Here is a 16,922-nt window from a genome sequence, read left to right on the forward strand (position 1 = left end):
TCGGTACACAGCTGCCAGTGTAGCAAAGCATAGTGCCGGTCTGAAGTAAAAACAGCGGCTAATTTAGCCGGTGCGGTTAAGCGCTGAAATTGCTAGAATAGCCGCCAGTTTTCGCTCAAGCCGCAGGAGCCTTGCATGACAACCCTTACTATTCAAACCCCGGATGACTGGCATTTGCATTTCCGTGACGGCGATATGCTGCGCGAAACCGTGCCGGCCACAGCGCGCCAGTTTGCCCGCGCTATTGTCATGCCTAATCTGGTGCCGCCGGTTACCACCGCTGCGATGGCAGTGGCTTACCGTGAGCGCATTTTGGCCGCCCGGCCAACAGGCAGCACCTTTCAACCTCTGGTTACCCTATACCTGACCGATAAAACCAGTGCGCAGGATATTATTGACGCCAAAGCCGCTGGTGTGGTGGCCGCGAAGTTATACCCGGCCGGTGCCACCACCAACTCAAGCCACGGTGTCGGCGCGTTAGATGCGCTATACCCGGTGTTTGAAGTGATGGCAGAGCAAGGCATGCTGCTATTAATTCACGGCGAGGTCACCGACCACGACATTGACATTTTTGACCGGGAAAAAGTGTTTATCGACCGCTATTTGCAGCATATCGTCGCCCGTATTCCCAGTTTAAAGGTGGTGTTTGAGCATATCACCACGGCTGATGCCGCCAGCTTTGTTGCAGAGGCGTCAAACAATGTCGCAGCGACTATTACGCCACAGCATTTGCTGTTAAACCGTAACGATTTGCTGGTAGGCGGTGTGCGCCCGCATAACTACTGCTTACCGGTATTAAAGCGTCGCACCCATCAGGAAGCGCTGCGCGCTGCAGTAGCAACAGGCTCGGCCAAGTTTTTTTTGGGCACCGACTCAGCACCGCATGAAAAGCACCGTAAAGAGTCAGCCTGTGGCTGCGCCGGCTGTTACAGTGCGCACAGCGCCATTGAGCTGTATGCGCAGATCTTCGATGACTTAGGTTGTCTGGATAAACTGGAAGGCTTTGCCAGCCACCATGGCGCCGACTTCTACGGCCTGCCACGCAACAGCGGCACAGTAACCTTAGTGAAGCAACAATGGCAGGTGCCGGCAGAAATCATTCTGCCCAACGGCAACCCGATAGTGCCGTTTTATGCCGGTGAAACCTTAAACTGGAAGCTGGTGTAACAGGCGTAATGCATGAGCCGATATACTCACGTCAACACGCCGTAAACCCTTCCCTGGGGGCTCGATTCGGCCATCCTGGCCTGCAACGGTTGACTTAGAGTACATCGACTCCTGCTTCAGCATACGCAGCATTCAATTCTTTAAATAACTCAGCAGCCGCTCTAACGCGCGGTAGCTGAGCGCTTCCATCAAATGCGCGCGACTAATTTGGGCTTGCTGCTGCAAATCGGCAATACTACGCGCCACCTTAATAATTTTATGGTAGGTGCGTGCCGACAGCTTAAAGCGGTGAATGGTATCTTCCAGAAACTGCGCATCGGCGCGCTGCAACGGGCAAAAATCCGCAATTTCACTGCCCGTTAGTCGCGCATTGGCCTTGCCCTGGCGCGCCAGTTGCAACTGCCGCGCCGCCAGCACCCTTTCGCGTACACTGGCACTGCTTTCTTCCTGTGTCTGCTGGCTTAACATGCCTTTGGGCAGCAGCGGCACTTCTATTTGCAGCTCGATACGGTCGATAAAGGGCCCGGACAAACGGTTTAAATAGCGCATCACCTGCTCGGGCGTGGCACGGCCATCCTGATGATGGCCGGTCTGGCTGGGATTTAATGCCGCCACCAACTGAAACTGCGCCGGAAACTCGGCCTGACGTGCGGCGCGGCTAATGTGCACTACACCGGTTTCCAGCGGCTCGCGCAGTACATCCAGCACCTTGCGCGGAAACTCCGGCAACTCATCTAAAAACAAAATGCCATGATGCGACAGTGAAATTTCACCAGGCCTGGGCACCGAGCCACCGCCGACCAGCGCCACCGCCGAACTGGTGTGGTGTGGGCTGCGAAACGGCCGTTGTTGCCAGTCAGTTAAATTACGCTTTAGCCCGGCAATGGAATAAATAGCCGCCGTGGCTAAGGCTTCGTTTTCGGTCAGCGGCGGCATAATGCCCGGCAAACGCTGCGCCAGCATCGACTTACCGGTACCGGCCGGGCCTAACATTAACAGGTTATGCTCGCCAGCAGCGCAGATCTCCAATACCCGTTTAGCATGCGCCTGGCCTTTTACATCGGCTAAATCGGGCAGGTGCTGCGCCTCTCGCGAGGGTAAAGCGGGTATTGCCGGCAACGGCTGCTGTGCCAGTAAAAAGCTGTGTACCTGTAGCAAGTGCTCAGCGCCATGCACTGTCACCTTTGGCACCTGCTGCGCTTGCTGGGCATTGTGCATCGGCAGCACTACTTCACGGCCGGCATCACGACAGGCTATCGCCACCGGGATTTCGCCCACTATGCTTCTGATCTCGCCCGATAACGCTAACTCGCCACAAAACTCATAGCCATTCAGGCTTTTTTCACTCAGTTGGCCTGAAGCGACGATAATGCCCAGCGCTATCGGCAAATCAAAGCGGCCGCCCTCTTTGGGTAAATCGGCTGGCGCTAAATTGACGGTGATCTTGCGATCGGGAAAGGCAAAACCGCTATTGACCATGGCACTGCGTACCCGGTCGCGTGACTCTTTGACCGAAGTTTCCGGTAAGCCCACCAATTGAAACGCCGGCAAGCCATTGCTGATATGTACTTCAACGGTAACTAAGGGGGCATCTAAACCATGCCGGGCGCGGCTGAACACAACGGCCAGTGACATCCCTGTCTCCTGTACGCAAAACGAAAGATAATTAATACTTGCCCAATTGTTAAATTTAAGCAAGAAATTAACTTAACTTTTGCGTTACATTTCAATCTAACCCGGACGGTGGCATTTCCAGGATCAGCTTCAGGTTCTCCAGGCCTTGCTGTAAATCTTCGGCAATCATGCCCTCGACATCCACAAACAGCAGCATCAAATTAACCGGGTATGGCAGCTGGCTGCTGAAGCTCCAACTGACCCGGGTTTGCCCGGCACTAAGTGCTTCTGTGGTCATGTAAGCATGAGAAACTGATGCAAAAGGTTGATGAAAGGTCAGTTGCAGGTCGATACGCTCACCTTCAGTAATGGCAATGATTTGCTGCTCGCCACTGACGACATCAAAGTTTTCACTGTGCCAGCGGCTAATATAGCCGACAGTGCCGTCTACCCCGTCACTGGATTTTTGCATATTGGGGTCCAGTGCCGCCCAGACACTAAAGTTGTCCTGATTACTGACAAAGCGAATGTAGTCAAACACCAGCAGCTGCGGCTGATTTATGACCACTTCGGCCTGCACCTGATACTGCCGTTTTACCAGTAAAGCCACCAGCAGCGGTATCGCCAGCAGCAGCACCAGCGTTATAACGAATTTTTTAAGCATAAGGTGTGTCCTGATTAAGCCTGAACAGGCGCAACTGCTTATAACCATAGCCGGTTTTTGTTAACACTCCAGTGACCCGCTGTGCTACTTCGGAAGGTTAACCACAGCAAAACACGCTAAATTTTCGCCAGCGCATTTGGCTTAGGCCAAAACTGCGGTAGCATTACGCCTTTGTGTTTATTGCTTAGGCGTTATGGTTACTGATCCTGCATTTGTGTTAAGCCAGTCACAGCTGGAGCGTTGGTTCGATACAGTGACTTTTCACCGTGCCCAGGCCTACCTGCAAGCCGGTAAAGTGGTCAAGCTGGAGTACAACAGCGATTTATCGGAAATCAGTGCCCAGGTATGGGGCGCCGCCTTTACGCCGTACCGCCAGTTTATTCAAATAAAACGCAGCAGCGACGGGGTGCAGCTGCAAAACCGCTGTACCTGTCCGGTTGGCGCCAACTGTAAGCACGTGCTGGCCGTATTACTCAGGCTGCAGCGTGATTATCAGCAGCAAAAACTGCAACTAGAGCAGCAGCCGCTGCGCCAGTTAAACCAATGGTTTAGCCAGGCCGAGCAAGCATTAAGCCCCCAGCCGGAAGAAAAAGATGTGGTGCTGTATTTGCTGTCGTATGGCCAGGCCGGCCTGCAGCTTAGCCCACGCCGGGTGAAAAGCAGTAAAAAAGGTGGCTACACTAAAGGGGTGGCCATCGGTAAATATGATTTGGTCAGCCCGGTGATGCCACACTGGATTGATGAGCAGGATTACCGGCTTTTAAGTTATTTCCGCGCACAAAGCCTGCGCGATTTACCGCTATTAGAAGGCGACTGGGGCTATCAGTTATTACAACAGCTACTGCAAAGCGGCCGCTGCTTTTTTTCCGAAGCCCGTCACCCGCTATCTGCCGGGCCGAAACGGCCGCTGCAGTTTTACTGGCAAGACAGCGCTGCCGGCCAACAGCTGTGCTGGCAGCTGGACGACAGCGAGCGCGAGTTTGAGCTGGTATATACCGATCCGCCCTGTTATCTCGACACCAGCTATTATGAGTTAGGTGAGCTGGACACCAGCCTTAGCAGCAGCCAGTTAAAACTGTTAAATACCATGCCGCCGGTGCCGGTATCTAACCTGGCGGGCACCGTCAGCCGGTTGCAGCAACTGTTTAGCCAGGCCAGCTTGCCGGTGCCGGCAGTGGCTGGCCTGAAGCAAGTGAACACCGCCGCCAAACCGGTGTTGCAGTTAAAAATGCTGCCGCATAAAGCCCGCGGCCGCAGCGAGCCCACCGCACTGCTGCAGTTTCAGTACGGCAACTATCTGCTGCCATTAAATCTGATGCAGGCGCAAACCGAGCTTAACGACAACAACCAGAGCGTGTTTATTAAGCGCGACCGCCCAGCCGAAATCACCGCGCTGGAACAACTGCTCGCGCTGGAGCTGGTGCAGCTGCCGGCATTACCCGCACCCTATGCCGAACACAGCGCCTTTGGCGTCGGTGAAGGCCCGGATAACCCGTTGTTGTGGCAGCCACTGCTGGATGCCCTGCCCACACTGGCGCAACAGGGCTGGCATATCGCCCGCGACGACGAGTTTAAGCTGGATATTTTAACCGGCGACCCTTACCTGCAGGTGCAGGATCAGAGCGCCGGTGGCTTTGCCCTGGCCATTCAGGTGGATATTGACGGCACCCAGGTGCCGCTGCTGCCGCTGATCAGCCAGTGGCTGCGCCAGTATGGCTTGCCCGATGCCGGAAAACCGATTTGGTTATCACTGCCGCAGGGCAAACTGGCGCTATCACCGGCGCTGATCCAGCCCTTTATTGATACCATTATTGAGCTGTTAAACCCGAACAAGCCGCAGTTCAGCCTGGAGCTGCCCGCGTTTAAAGCGGCGCTGTTGCCGGCCGAGGGCAGCAAAGATATCCGCTTTTTAAATGCCCAGCGGGTTACCCGGCTAAGCAGCTTGTTGCACAACTTTAACGGCATCAGCCCCTGTCCTGTGCCGGTTGGCTTACAGGCGCAGCTGCGCGATTATCAGCTGCAGGGCTTAAGCTGGCTGAGCTTTTTGCGTGAATTTGGCTTAGGCGGCATCCTGGCCGACGACATGGGTCTGGGCAAAACGCTGCAGACCCTAAGTTTACTGCTGGCACTGAAACAACGCGGCGAGCTAAACCAGCCGGCGTTAATTGTTTGCCCCACCAGTTTACTCGGTAACTGGCTGGCCGAGGCCGCCCGCTTTACCCCGAAGCTGCGTGTGCTTCAGGTGCATGGCAATAAACGTCAAGGGCTGTTTAACCAACTGGCCGATTACGATGTCATCGTCACCAGCTATCCGCTGGTGGTACGCGATCACAAGTATTACCAGCAGCAACCACTGGCGGCCGTGATATTGGATGAAGCCCAGCATATTAAAAATGCCGGCAGTCTGGCGGCTAAAGCGGTGCGCCTGCTCAAAGCCGAGTTTAAGCTGGCACTATCGGGCACGCCGCTGGAAAACCATTTAGGCGAGCTTAAATCGATTTTCGATTTTGTGCTGCCGGGCTTGTTAGGCAACGACGCCCACTTTAACCAGGTATACCGCAAACCGATTGAGAAGCACGGCGATGCCGAGCGCGCCCATGCGTTAAAAGCGCGCATAGCACCCTTTATGCTGCGCCGTACCAAAGCGCAGGTGGCCAGCGAACTGCCGGAGAAAACCGAAATTGTGCAGCTGCTGGAGCTGGAGAGCGACCAGCGCAACTTGTATGAAAGCATCCGCTTAGTGATGGAAACCAAGGTACGCGAACTTTTTGTGCAACAAGGCGTTGCCGCCAGCCAAATTCAGTTTTTAGATGCACTGTTAAAACTGCGCCAGGCTTGCTGCGATGCACGCCTGGTACCGGTCGAGCATGCCCGCTCGGTGCAAAGTAATGCCAAACTGCAGTGGCTACGCGATACCTTGCCGGAGATGTTAGAAGAAGGCCGCAGCATTATTATTTTCAGCCAGTTTGCCAGCATGCTAACGCTGATTGCCGACGAGCTAAACGCACTGGGCATTGATTACAGCAAACTTACCGGCCAGACCAAGCAGCGCCAGGCACAAATTGATGCCTTTCAAAACGGCGACACCCGGGTGTTTTTAATCAGCTTAAAAGCCGGCGGCACCGGCTTAAACCTCACCGCCGCTGATACCGTTATTCATTACGATCCCTGGTGGAACCCGGCAGCCGAGGCGCAAGCCACTGATCGCGCTCACCGTATTGGCCAGCAAAAAAAGGTGTTTGTTTACAAGCTGATTGCCAGCAATACGGTAGAGCAAAAAGTACAGCAGTTGCAGCAGCATAAGCGCCAGCTGGCCGACCAGCTGTTTGCCGGTGGCAAGGGCCAACCGTGGCAAGGCAGCAGTGATGATTTGCTGGCGCTGTTTAGTGCTGATTAAGCAGTGCGGTTAGTCGGCATACCACATTCTGGCCTGGCGCGCCGGCAAGCTGAAGTTGTAACTGCTGCCGCTGATATACACCAGATTGCCACCGCTTAATACATCACGGTAGTTGCGGTACCAGTAAAAACGGCCGTTGGTATTCACGTTAAAGCTTTGGGTGCTGCCACATTTATTAATGCCTACCACGCCTTCCTGACCACGGCGGAACAAGATTGCGCAGTCATTCCAGGCCAGCATTTCCATGCCCTGGCCCTGCATGCGGTTATGAAAATTCAGCATTTTACTGATGTGGCTGGCCTTGTAGGCGTTCACCCAACGACCATTGTCGGTGCCGGTGCTGTCGCTGAAAATAAGCGGCTTACCACCATCGCGCCCCATCACATAGGCGTAGGCCAGATATTCATCGGTGGGATCCATGATCAGGTAACGAAAGCCATCGTTGGTCGGAATATCATGGGTGACGGTAAAGGTGACCGCCCGGCTGTTTTGCAGCGCCTGGCCATAAGCGCCTGGGTTAACCAACTGGCTTAAACTACCGCCAAAGCCAAAGGCCGAACGGATACTGTTAAACAGCGGGAAATCATAGGCTTTATGATCGGTGTAGTTTAAATAAGGCGCTAAAAAGCTGTCGTATTCGTTATTGCCAGCGCCGCCGCTGGTAATGATTTCACCAAACACGTACATGCCATTTTTAATGCTGCTGGTGAAAATTTCATTAATGTGCCAAATGGTCATGTGTTTAGCAGCATCTACCCGAAAGCCTTTCACCCCCAGCGCTTTTAACGCACTTAAATAGGCACGCTGCTGCTGTACCACCCAGCTATTGGGGTTTAAATCAGGTAAACCGGTGTCACCGCCACCGCCGCACAGCCGGTAATTTTGTACCTGCCATACATCATTGTAATTGCTGATACAGTTGGCTGGGTTAAAGTCCCACGGGCTGAAAAGGCCCTGGGTTAAATTGCCAAACAGCCGTTGGTTATTCCAGTAGCTGCTGTTACTGCCATAGCTGTTAAGCGCCGCCTGACCGGGAAAGTCGGTAGCGCCACTTCGCTCGTTCGCCATATGGTTCAGCACAATATCGGCGTAAACGTCTACCTTGCGTGCCGGGTTGGCGTCATTTAACGCATTGATCATGTTTACAAAAGACTGCTTATTGCCTTTACAGTGGTCGATCACGCGAATGTCCTGCGGCTGATAACGCTGCCACCAGGCACAGTTACCGGCGTTCGATTTAAGCGGCGGCGCCACCAGCACAGCTTTATAACCAAGGTTTTTAATCTCGCTGGCCTTGGCGGCCACTTCGTCATAATGCCAGTCAAAGGCATGTAAAATGGCATCGGCACTGGCGGTACTGCTAAGTACTGCCGGGGTTAACACCAGCATCAGCTTAAACAGCTGACGCCTTATTGCGGTACTGATTACTTGCATTGGTCTATCCTTTATTGTGTTTGGTTTATGCAAGTCATCCGTGAGTGGGCAGCGGTGCGGCCATGCCGGCACCACTAAGTGTTAGTGACATCAAGCTCCGTTAACACGCCTTTACCCTACGCCTTAGCGCTGTATATTTATTGCTCATATACGCCAATTTTACAGTTTTGCTACAACAGGAACAAAGTGTCTCATTGACCACGCCAAATGGCGGCTTTAGGCTAAGCCTACTGTGGTTTTGCCGGAGACGAAGCGATGAAAAACCTGACCGAACACCTAAGCCAATATGCCAAGTACCATCGTGATGAGCGCAATATCCTCACCCACTATGCAGGCATTCCACTAATTGTCATTGCCCTCTTTGGCTTGTTGTGGTGGCCGCTATTGACGCTTGGTGGTGTAGCCATTACCCCGGCGCTGATATTGTTTGTCGCCTCTGCGCTGTTTTATTTTCGGCTCGACTTACGCTTTGGCCTGATAATGCTGCTGTTTAGTGGCAGCTGCTTTGCTATTGCCAGTATCTTAGCCGCACAAACCGATATAGTTTGGCTAGGCGGCTCTGCCAGCTTGTTCGTTATTGGCTGGATTTTACAATTTATCGGCCATTACTACGAGGGTAAAAAACCCGCCTTTGTTGATGATCTGATTGGTCTTTTTGTCGGGCCACTGTTTATTATCGCCGAGCTGGGCTTTAAACTTGGCCTACGTAAACAGCTGCAGCAAGATATTGAGCACATTGCCGGTAAAACGCATTAAATCAGCTGTCGTTAAGCCAAATACAATAAGCTAAGCCGGAATACGTCACTGAAGTAAGTGGTAGTGAATGCAGTATTTTTTTATTGTTGTTAGCAGCTTATTGCTGCTGTTATCCATTGCCAGCCAGGCGGCGCCGACCAATTTTGACCAGGCAAAAAAGCTGGCGCAGCGTATTCACGCCCCCGAGGCAAAAAGCTTTTATTGCGACTGCGACATTCGCTGGCAAGGCAGCAAGGGCATACCGGATTTGGCTGGCTGTGGCTATCAGATACGTAAAAACGGCCCGCGCGCCAGCCGTATTGAATGGGAGCATGTGATGCCGGCGCATCACTTTGGCCATCAGCGCCAGTGCTGGCAACAGGGCGGGCGCAAAAACTGCGTGAAAACCGACGAAGTGTTCCGCTTAATGGAAGCCGATTTATACAACCTAGCTCCCGCTATTGGCGAGGTAAACGGCGATCGCAGCAACTTCCGTTTTGGCGTGTTACCGGCAACCGAAGCCAAACACGGTGCCTGCCCGGTGAAGGTCGATTTTAAACAACAGGTATTTGAACCTGCGCCGAATGTGCGCGGTGACATTGCCCGTATCTACTTTTATATGGCCGACAAATACAAGCTCAACCTCTCCCGCGCCCAGCAGCAGCTGTTTATCGCCTGGCACAGGCAAGATCCGGTCACCACCCAAGAACGCGAACTAAACCAACGTATTAGCCAACATATGGGCCACGACAATCCTTTTGTCAGCGGCAGGCGCGAGTGGAACTTGGGCTATAAGCCTACCGGGTATGGGTTGGTGGTAAGTCGGTAAACTAATAAACAACTATTCATTTTTTAGCTGCATGCGGCGGCACTACAAACCAACTGAGCAGCACCAGACTGCCAAAAGCGGTATACAGCAGCGTAAATACCCAATCTGGTGCAGTGTAGTACAGTAAATTGTGCAACCAATACTGAATAAAAGAACCGCTATATGTCGCTGCACCGGCTTTTTCCCTTAACGCGTTTTCCCAAAGTGTTAACGGGCAAATTACACCAAGCCAGGACTGTACTACCACTATACCAATAGCGATTAAATGCAGAATACGAAAACAGCGGTTTCTCACCTGGCGCCAGTTAAGAAAATAACCAAGATAAATGGCAAGCAAACCCAGTATCACGAACAAGACAAACAGCAAGTGTAAAACCAGCAGGGTGTCGGCCAAAAACAGCAATACAGACGATGTGGCCATACTATTGCAGCTGTTGTTGTGACAACAGCGTTTGCGCTGATAGGGCCGCAACAGTGATAGCTCTGCCCTGTTGGGTGTAATAAGCCGCTAGATAGGCCTGGCTTAGCCTCACTTTTGCACTATTCATTTTTTGCATATTCAACCTCATCCACAGCTTCATGCTACCTTAACGCGTGAGTCTCGCTGCTGCACCATGCAGCACTAAAGTACTAAACCGCTTTGGGCCACAGCCACCTATAGTTTTTAGCACGCTGAGGCCTGCTGCTGTAGTCGCTTTTAGACAGACAGGGAGAGGCTGCGTCGCTTCAGTGTTTATTCATAATAACGATAAGGAACTGAAGACGTGAAATTTAAGTATTATGGCCTTTTGGCCGCACTGACACTGGCAGGTACAGCGCTACCGGCAAGCGCAGGTAGCTGGCAGCAAAACCTGACACTGGGCGGTTTTAACAAAGTACATGTATATACCCCGGATACCGTTTCGGCAATTGGCCAGGGCCGTGGTTTACTTTTGGTGTTACATGGTTGCACACAATCGATCGACGCCTATTTAACCGCCAACCTGGCGCAGGCGGCAGAGCAACACGGTTTAGTGATTGCGCTACCCGATGCCATGAACAAAGCCGGCTTTGGCTGCTGGTCTTACTGGCAGGGCACTAAAGCCCGCAGTGCCGGCGACTATAAAAACCTCATTAACCTGGCCACCACGCTAACAGCAAACAGCCAGTATCAGATAGATGCTAATCAGGTATATATTGCCGGTTTATCGTCTGGCGCCGCCTTTGCCAATACCACCGCCTGCCTGGCGCCGGATATTTTTGCCGGTATGGGCATTAGCGCCGGCCCCAGCATTGGCACCAGCTCTAATGGGGCGATCGGCCCTTGCGAAGCAGCAGATGTAGCGACGCGCTGTGCGCAGTACGCCGGCAGCTATGCCAGCCACTTTAGCAGCCAGATTGCCGCTATTGCCCATGGCCGCAACGACACCACGGTAAACCTGTGCTACAACGAGCAGAATGCCAATGGTATGGCTGCTTTGTATGGCGTTAACCGGCTTAGTGGCCAGAACCTGATTAGTGAAGGCGCCGGCCGCAGCGCCGACGAAAGCCTGTGGCAAGACGGCAGAGTCGCCATGCTATGGTTGAACAATGTCGACCATGCCTGGTCTGGTGGCCAGGGTGCCAGCGGGGCTTACATTAATGCGAATGGCATTAACTACGCCAGCTACCTGGGCCAGTATTTTGCGGAAAATAATAAACGGGTAAACCGCAACAGCGCACCACAACTGACGAATATTGCTGTCAGCCACAGCAACAACGTGATCACTATCAGCGGTAACGCCACTGATGCTGATGGCGACAGTATCACTGTCAGCGCCAGCTTTACCAATAGCTTGCAGCAAACTGAAAGCAGCAGCACTACACCCGGCGCAAACGGCTACTTTAGCCTAAGCAGCACAACGCTGGTTGATGACTGGTATCAGCTAACAGTTAGCGCCAGCGACAGCAATGGTTTAGTGAGCGAACTGTACAGCACCGCTGTGCTGCTTGGCCCGCCACCGGCGGATGCCGCCCCCGAGCTCACTGAGCTTGGAGTCAGTGTTAACGGCCAATGCGCTACGGTAAGCGGTAAAGTATTTGATATTAACCGCAATCTGGTATCGGTATCTGTCGAATTCGACACGGCAACGCTCAGCGCTAGCTTAAACGGCGATAGGTTCAGCGCACAGCAATGCAACCTGCCAGGTGGAGCAAACAGTGCTCTGATAACCGCACTGGATCAGAGCGGTTTGTTTAGTACAGAGCAACTGACATTTACGATCGACGCCGGGCAAACAGCCACCCTGGATCAACATATCAGCGCCGGCCGGCTGGACTACACCAATTATGCCAACTGCTACCTGGAGTACGGTACTTCCAGCTTTATATTGCGTGAACAGATTCTAACTGGCAGTCAATGTCGCTGGCAGGACGACGACGGTAGTTGTTTTGGCCCAACACAAAGTTGCCGCACTGGTGGCGGTGATGGCGGCGACGAAGAGCCGCCACCACCGGCAGACTGCGTGCAATTCAGCACGAACAATTACAGCCACAAGCTGGCGGGGCGGGCTTACAGTACCGGCAATCCGTATGCACCGGATTATTTCGCCACTGGCAGTAACATAGCGCTGGCCGGCTCTACCTGGGGCATCAGTACCCTGTCATCGAGCAGCAGTAGTTACTGGCAGCCGGGGGCTTGCAGTAACTAAAGCTACCCAAAGCAGTTAACTGTCTCTATGCTAAAGCCTGTTGCTACAGGCTTTAGGTTAAGGACCATTATGACTACTGCGCTTTACGCCGCCCTTTTGGGGCTGATGTTTGTTGTATTAAGTATTAAGGTAATTAAACAGCGCCGCCGCTATCAGGTAGGCATTGGTACTAAAGGTGAACTGGCGCTGGAGCGGGCGATACGGGTGCACGGTAATTTTGCTGAGTACGTCCCTTTTGCACTGTTGCTGATGTTTTTGGCGGAGTACAGCGGCCTGGCGCCGTTGTATTTACATGTACTGGGGCTGGTGTTGCTGCTGGGCCGACTCAGCCATGCTTATGGCGTTAGCCAGCTAAAAGAGCCACTGCAATTTCGCGTGTTTGGCATGGCGCTGACATTTAGTGTTATCAGTCTGGCTGCGCTGGCGATCTTAGTGCTGTACGTACTGAAGCAGCTGGGCTAAAACTGCCGGGCTAGCTGACATTACCGCCCGGCCCGTTAATGGTCGCCACCTGCACCTGGCCGGCGCGGATAGCGCCGGCCAGATCGCTGTAAAGCTGCGACTCTACATCGCTAAAGCTGGCATTTAGCCCCTCGAGCATACATACCTGGTTGCGGCCGTTAGTTTTACTTAAATACAATGCCATATCGGCAATTTGTAACACTTTCTCCCAGTCCAGCTCGGCTTCACTGATACCGGCAAACGGCAGGTGAATAAAGCCACCACTTACCGTAACTGCGATCTGTTGGTTGTCAAAGGTCACCGGCTGCTCACCAATAATATTTAACACCCGTTGTACAAAGCTGCCAACATGCGCCGGGTCTATATTATCCAGTACCAGCAACATTTCTTCACCGCCCCAACGCACCACCATGTCTTTGTCGCGGCAGGTGTCTTGCAGCCGCTGCGCCACACTCTGCAGCACAGCATCGCCAGCGGCATGGCCATAGCTGTCGTTGACCTTTTTGAAGAAATCGATATCCAGCAATAAAAAGCCGGTAACGCGACGGCTGACGATATCGCCATCGCGACGTTTTAACGCCCGTTTTTGCAAATACTCCTGCAGCGCACGACGGTTGTACAACCCTGTTAGCACATCACGTTGCGACTGATACGCCAGCAGCCTATTGGTTTCGTACAATTTTTTGTTAGAGCGGCGCACCTTACGGTACAACTGAAACACCATAACAGCGGCAAAAGCGACAATAATGGCCACTAACCAAACGAGTTGTTGTTGCAGGCGCTGGTTTTCCAGCAACTGGGCATTGAGGGCGTTTTCCTGCTCTAATATGGTAATTTGCTGCATTTTGGCCTTAGAGTCATACCTGTCTTGCAGTGCGGCCAGCCGGCTCTCACTATCGGCTTTGCGGATATCCTCCTGTAACGCCATTTGCTCCAGCAAAGTATCGGCTTGCTCTTTATAGCGCCCGGCTGCGGCATATGCCTTGGCCAGCCATTCGTAATAAGGTTCATACTCCGTCTTGGGTGCATGCTGGCTTAAATAACGCATACTGCTTTCCATTTGCTCGATGCCTGCATCGTGCTCGCCTTGCATTACGCGAATAAAGCCCAGGTTTTGCTGTATTAGCTGAATGCCATACTCGTCTTTAAGTTGTTCAGCCCGTTTAAGCGCCTGCTGTAAAATAATATTAGCTTCATCATACTGCGCCATCTGGATATAGGTAGCCCCCAGATTGTTTTCAAAAGTGAGCGCGGCGCTGTCACGCCCTGCAGCCGTTGCCGCCGCCAAACCTTGCTGATTGATTTGCACCGCGCGCAGATAATCTTTTTCTGAGCCGGCGATATAACCCAGTAACAGATAGAGATCGGGTAACAGGCCGTCATGGCCATATTTTTTTGCCTCAGCAATATTTTGCTCAGCCAAAGTGCGGGCCTGTGTCCAGTTTTTTAACTCAGTGTGCACCAGGGCAATGTTGTAGTTTAAAAAGGCCCGCCGGCGCAGCGTAAAAGCATTATCAGTTTCGCTTACTGCATCCAGTGCATCGATAAAATGCTGCAGCGCTTTTTCAAATTGCTGGTCGGCTTTATACACCCTGCCCAAGACGTTATTGGCATAGTAACGAACACGTGGTGTCAGTGCGCGGCTAACGGCTTGTGCTGCACGATCTATGTTAAGAAAGGCCTCATTTAACCTATTTTGATACAACCGTATTTCCAGCTCGGTGGCGTAAATTTCTGCCAGCGTATCCGCATCTTCTGTTTGTTCAGCCTGGGTAAGTAACTGGCTAAGGCGCTGCTCCAGCCGCTCTGGTTCTTGTTGGTAAAACTGGTAACTAACCAAATAACTGAGCAGTCGCACCCTGCTGGCGATAGCAGGGTTATTCGCATGTTGCTGCTCAAGATCCAGCAATTGTTTATCAGCCGCAGCACTATCCTCTATGGATAGCTGAATATACGTATCCAATGCTTGTTCCAGCTGGGGATCAACCGACAATGCTGCCAACACTGGCAAGGCAGCCAGCAACATCAGGGTGAGAGACAACTGACAAAGCAAAGAGAAGCAAAAACGCATAACCACAGATACCTTAAAGGCTTTTATTATTTTTAGCCCAAGATACCGGATACGTATACCTAATGCACAGATTTGCGGCAAATACCCCCCTAATCAATATAACCCCTAGCTCTAAAACATATTTAGGCATTACCCGGTGTAGCTATTTCTATAGCGGGCTAAACAAGGTATAAGGGCGCAATGAAAATACCGAAACGTATTCAGCCACTGGTCGATGAAGGCTTGGTGGATGAAGTGATACGCCCGTTGATGAGCGGCAAAGAAGCTTCCGTCTATATCGTCCGTTGCGGCGACGATATCCGCTGCGCCAAAGTATATAAAGAAGCCGATAAGCGCAGTTTTAAACAGGCCGTGCTGTATCAGGAAGGCCGTAAAGTCCGTAGTACGCGCCGCGCCCGCGCAATGGAGAAAGGCTCAAAATTTGGCCGCGCCCAGCAGGAAGAAAGCTGGCAAAACGCCGAAGTAGATGCGCTGTTTAAACTGGCCAAGGCCGGCGTGCGTGTGCCGCAGCCCTACGGTTGCTATGATGGCGTCTTGCTGATGGAACTGATCTGCGACGACGAAGGTATGGTAGCTCCGCGGCTGGCCGATGTGGCGATGGATGCCGATTTAGCCCTGGCCGACCATGCCACCATGCTGCGCTACATTGTCATTATGTTGTGCGAAGGTTTAGTGCACGGCGACTTATCTGAGTTTAATGTGCTAGTGGACGATCACGGCCCGGTAGTGATTGACCTGCCTCAAGCAGTAGACGCCGCCGCTAATAACAACGCGAAATGGATGTTTTGTCGCGATGTAAACAATATGCGCGACTACTACAGCCAATACGCCCCGGAACTACGCACCACCCAGTACGCTGAAGAAATTTGGGCGCTGTATGAAGCCGGTGAGTTACACCCTGACGTAGAGCTGAGCGGAGAGTTTATTGCCGACACCAGCGAAACCGATGTCGATGCAGTACTAGAGCAAATAAAAGCCGCCTTTGCCGAGGCAGAAGAGCGTAAAGCGCGGCTGCGCGACGCTGATGACGAACAATAACACCACTTCCTCTTGGTCCTTTTCACTATAATTTAGTAAAAACAACACCTTCTACTGCCCATCATTAGATATAAATTCATATATTTCAAAAAGTTAAACTTGGCAAGACCTTTGCAAAGTCAGGAAAAGTAAACATAACAAGGATAACACCATGAAAGTATCTCAACTGGCAGCGGGTTTAAGCTTAGCAATTGCAGCGAGCTGTTTTGTCGCCCAGGTTTATGCTGACAACATTAATATCGACAAAGTCATGGGCTCTGCCGTCGTTGGCAGCCAGCAGCATTACGGTGACATTTCGCTGGTGAACGGCAGTTTGCAAATGGCCAGCGATAGCAGTGCAAACGATGTGTCTGTAGTAAATGGCAGTATTGAACTGCGCGACAACGTAAGGTTAAACAGTGCTTCTACCGTTAATGGCAGCATCGAAAGCGGCAGCAACTTGCAGGTGGCCGGCAACTTGGAAACGGTAAACGGCGCAATCCGGCCGGGAACGGCTGCCTCTATTGGGGGCAGTATCGATACCGTTAATGGCGACATAACGCTTGATAACAGCGAAGTCGCCCAGAATATCAGCACGGTGAACGGCGATATTAGCCTAACCGGCAGTTCTGTCGTTAAAGGCGATCTGGTGTATAAACCGCGTGGCAAGAAAAAATCGTTTTTTGGCTGGAGCAACACTAGCAAACCCCGATTACACATCGCTGCGGATGCCGTGGTAGAAGGCCGGATTTTGCTACAGCAGGAAGTGGAGCTACAGCTGGACAACCCGGCAATGCAAGCCAAGGTTGTTTACGACATTAACGACGGCCGCTAGGCCGCCGCAGCGGCGATAACACCGAAGG

General features: G+C 52.4%; 13 protein-coding genes. 8 read left to right on the top strand and 5 right to left on the bottom strand.

The window, feature by feature from the left end; translation table 11 throughout:
* The first annotated feature begins 135 nt into the window (after positions 1 to 135).
* Positions 136 to 1,167, top strand: a complete 1,032-nt coding sequence (pyrC, locus tag ABGI61_RS01325; RefSeq protein ID WP_347595695.1) for a dihydroorotase — start codon at positions 136 to 138, stop codon at positions 1,165 to 1,167.
* 132 nt (positions 1,168 to 1,299) lie between these two features.
* On the opposite strand, the gene ABGI61_RS01330 is transcribed toward pyrC, so the two are convergent.
* The gene (locus ABGI61_RS01330) at positions 1,300 to 2,802 is read right to left on the bottom strand and encodes a YifB family Mg chelatase-like AAA ATPase (RefSeq protein ID WP_347595698.1); all 1,503 of its coding nucleotides are present in this window, start codon (positions 2,800 to 2,802) and stop codon (positions 1,300 to 1,302) included.
* A 91-nt stretch (positions 2,803 to 2,893) separates the two neighbouring features.
* Positions 2,894 to 3,445, bottom strand: a complete 552-nt coding sequence (locus ABGI61_RS01335) for an SRPBCC family protein (RefSeq protein ID WP_347595701.1) — start codon at positions 3,443 to 3,445, stop codon at positions 2,894 to 2,896.
* A 193-nt stretch (positions 3,446 to 3,638) separates the two neighbouring features.
* Between ABGI61_RS01335 and ABGI61_RS01340 the strand changes: the two genes are divergently transcribed.
* Entirely contained in the window at positions 3,639 to 6,842 is a 3,204-nt protein-coding gene (locus ABGI61_RS01340) for a DEAD/DEAH box helicase (protein WP_347595703.1), read from the top strand.
* Positions 6,843 to 6,851: 9 nt separating this feature from the next.
* Here the strand turns inward: ABGI61_RS01340 and ABGI61_RS01345 are convergent, their stop codons facing one another.
* On the bottom strand, positions 6,852 to 8,276 hold the full coding sequence (locus ABGI61_RS01345; RefSeq protein WP_347595705.1) for an alpha-amylase family glycosyl hydrolase: 1,425 nt from the start codon (positions 8,274 to 8,276) through the stop codon (positions 6,852 to 6,854).
* A 255-nt stretch (positions 8,277 to 8,531) separates the two neighbouring features.
* Between ABGI61_RS01345 and ABGI61_RS01350 the strand changes: the two genes are divergently transcribed.
* Together ABGI61_RS01350 and ABGI61_RS01355 are read left to right on the top strand one after the other, a co-directional pair.
* The gene (locus tag ABGI61_RS01350) at positions 8,532 to 9,032 is read left to right on the top strand and encodes an Mpo1 family 2-hydroxy fatty acid dioxygenase (RefSeq protein WP_347595707.1); all 501 of its coding nucleotides are present in this window, start codon (positions 8,532 to 8,534) and stop codon (positions 9,030 to 9,032) included.
* 67 nt (positions 9,033 to 9,099) lie between these two features.
* Positions 9,100 to 9,840, top strand: a complete 741-nt coding sequence (locus tag ABGI61_RS01355) for an endonuclease (RefSeq protein ID WP_347595709.1) — start codon at positions 9,100 to 9,102, stop codon at positions 9,838 to 9,840.
* 16 nt (positions 9,841 to 9,856) lie between these two features.
* Here the strand turns inward: ABGI61_RS01355 and ABGI61_RS01360 are convergent, their stop codons facing one another.
* Positions 9,857 to 10,261: a DUF2784 domain-containing protein gene (locus ABGI61_RS01360; protein WP_347595711.1), complete on the bottom strand. Its 405-nt coding sequence runs from the start codon at positions 10,259 to 10,261 to the stop codon at positions 9,857 to 9,859.
* 343 nt (positions 10,262 to 10,604) lie between these two features.
* On the opposite strand from ABGI61_RS01360, the gene ABGI61_RS01365 reads away from it, so the two are divergent.
* Together ABGI61_RS01365 and ABGI61_RS01370 are read left to right on the top strand one after the other, a co-directional pair.
* The gene (locus tag ABGI61_RS01365) at positions 10,605 to 12,509 is read left to right on the top strand and encodes an extracellular catalytic domain type 1 short-chain-length polyhydroxyalkanoate depolymerase (protein WP_347595714.1); all 1,905 of its coding nucleotides are present in this window, start codon (positions 10,605 to 10,607) and stop codon (positions 12,507 to 12,509) included.
* A gap of 69 nt (positions 12,510 to 12,578) precedes the next feature.
* Entirely contained in the window at positions 12,579 to 12,971 is a 393-nt protein-coding gene (locus ABGI61_RS01370) for an MAPEG family protein (protein WP_347595717.1), read from the top strand.
* 10 nt (positions 12,972 to 12,981) lie between these two features.
* On the opposite strand, the gene ABGI61_RS01375 is transcribed toward ABGI61_RS01370, so the two are convergent.
* Positions 12,982 to 15,042, bottom strand: a complete 2,061-nt coding sequence (locus ABGI61_RS01375; RefSeq protein WP_347595720.1) for a tetratricopeptide repeat-containing diguanylate cyclase — start codon at positions 15,040 to 15,042, stop codon at positions 12,982 to 12,984.
* A 180-nt stretch (positions 15,043 to 15,222) separates the two neighbouring features.
* On the opposite strand from ABGI61_RS01375, the gene ABGI61_RS01380 reads away from it, so the two are divergent.
* Together ABGI61_RS01380 and ABGI61_RS01385 are read left to right on the top strand one after the other, a co-directional pair.
* Entirely contained in the window at positions 15,223 to 16,080 is an 858-nt protein-coding gene (locus ABGI61_RS01380; protein WP_347595723.1) for a PA4780 family RIO1-like protein kinase, read from the top strand.
* A 151-nt stretch (positions 16,081 to 16,231) separates the two neighbouring features.
* Positions 16,232 to 16,894, top strand: a complete 663-nt coding sequence (locus ABGI61_RS01385) for a DUF4097 family beta strand repeat-containing protein (RefSeq protein WP_347595726.1) — start codon at positions 16,232 to 16,234, stop codon at positions 16,892 to 16,894.
* Positions 16,895 to 16,922 lie beyond the last annotated feature (28 nt).

Source organism: Rheinheimera fenheensis (genome assembly GCF_039871805.1).
In the GTDB taxonomy this organism is placed as follows: Bacteria; Pseudomonadota; Gammaproteobacteria; order Enterobacterales; family Alteromonadaceae; genus Alishewanella; species Alishewanella fenheensis.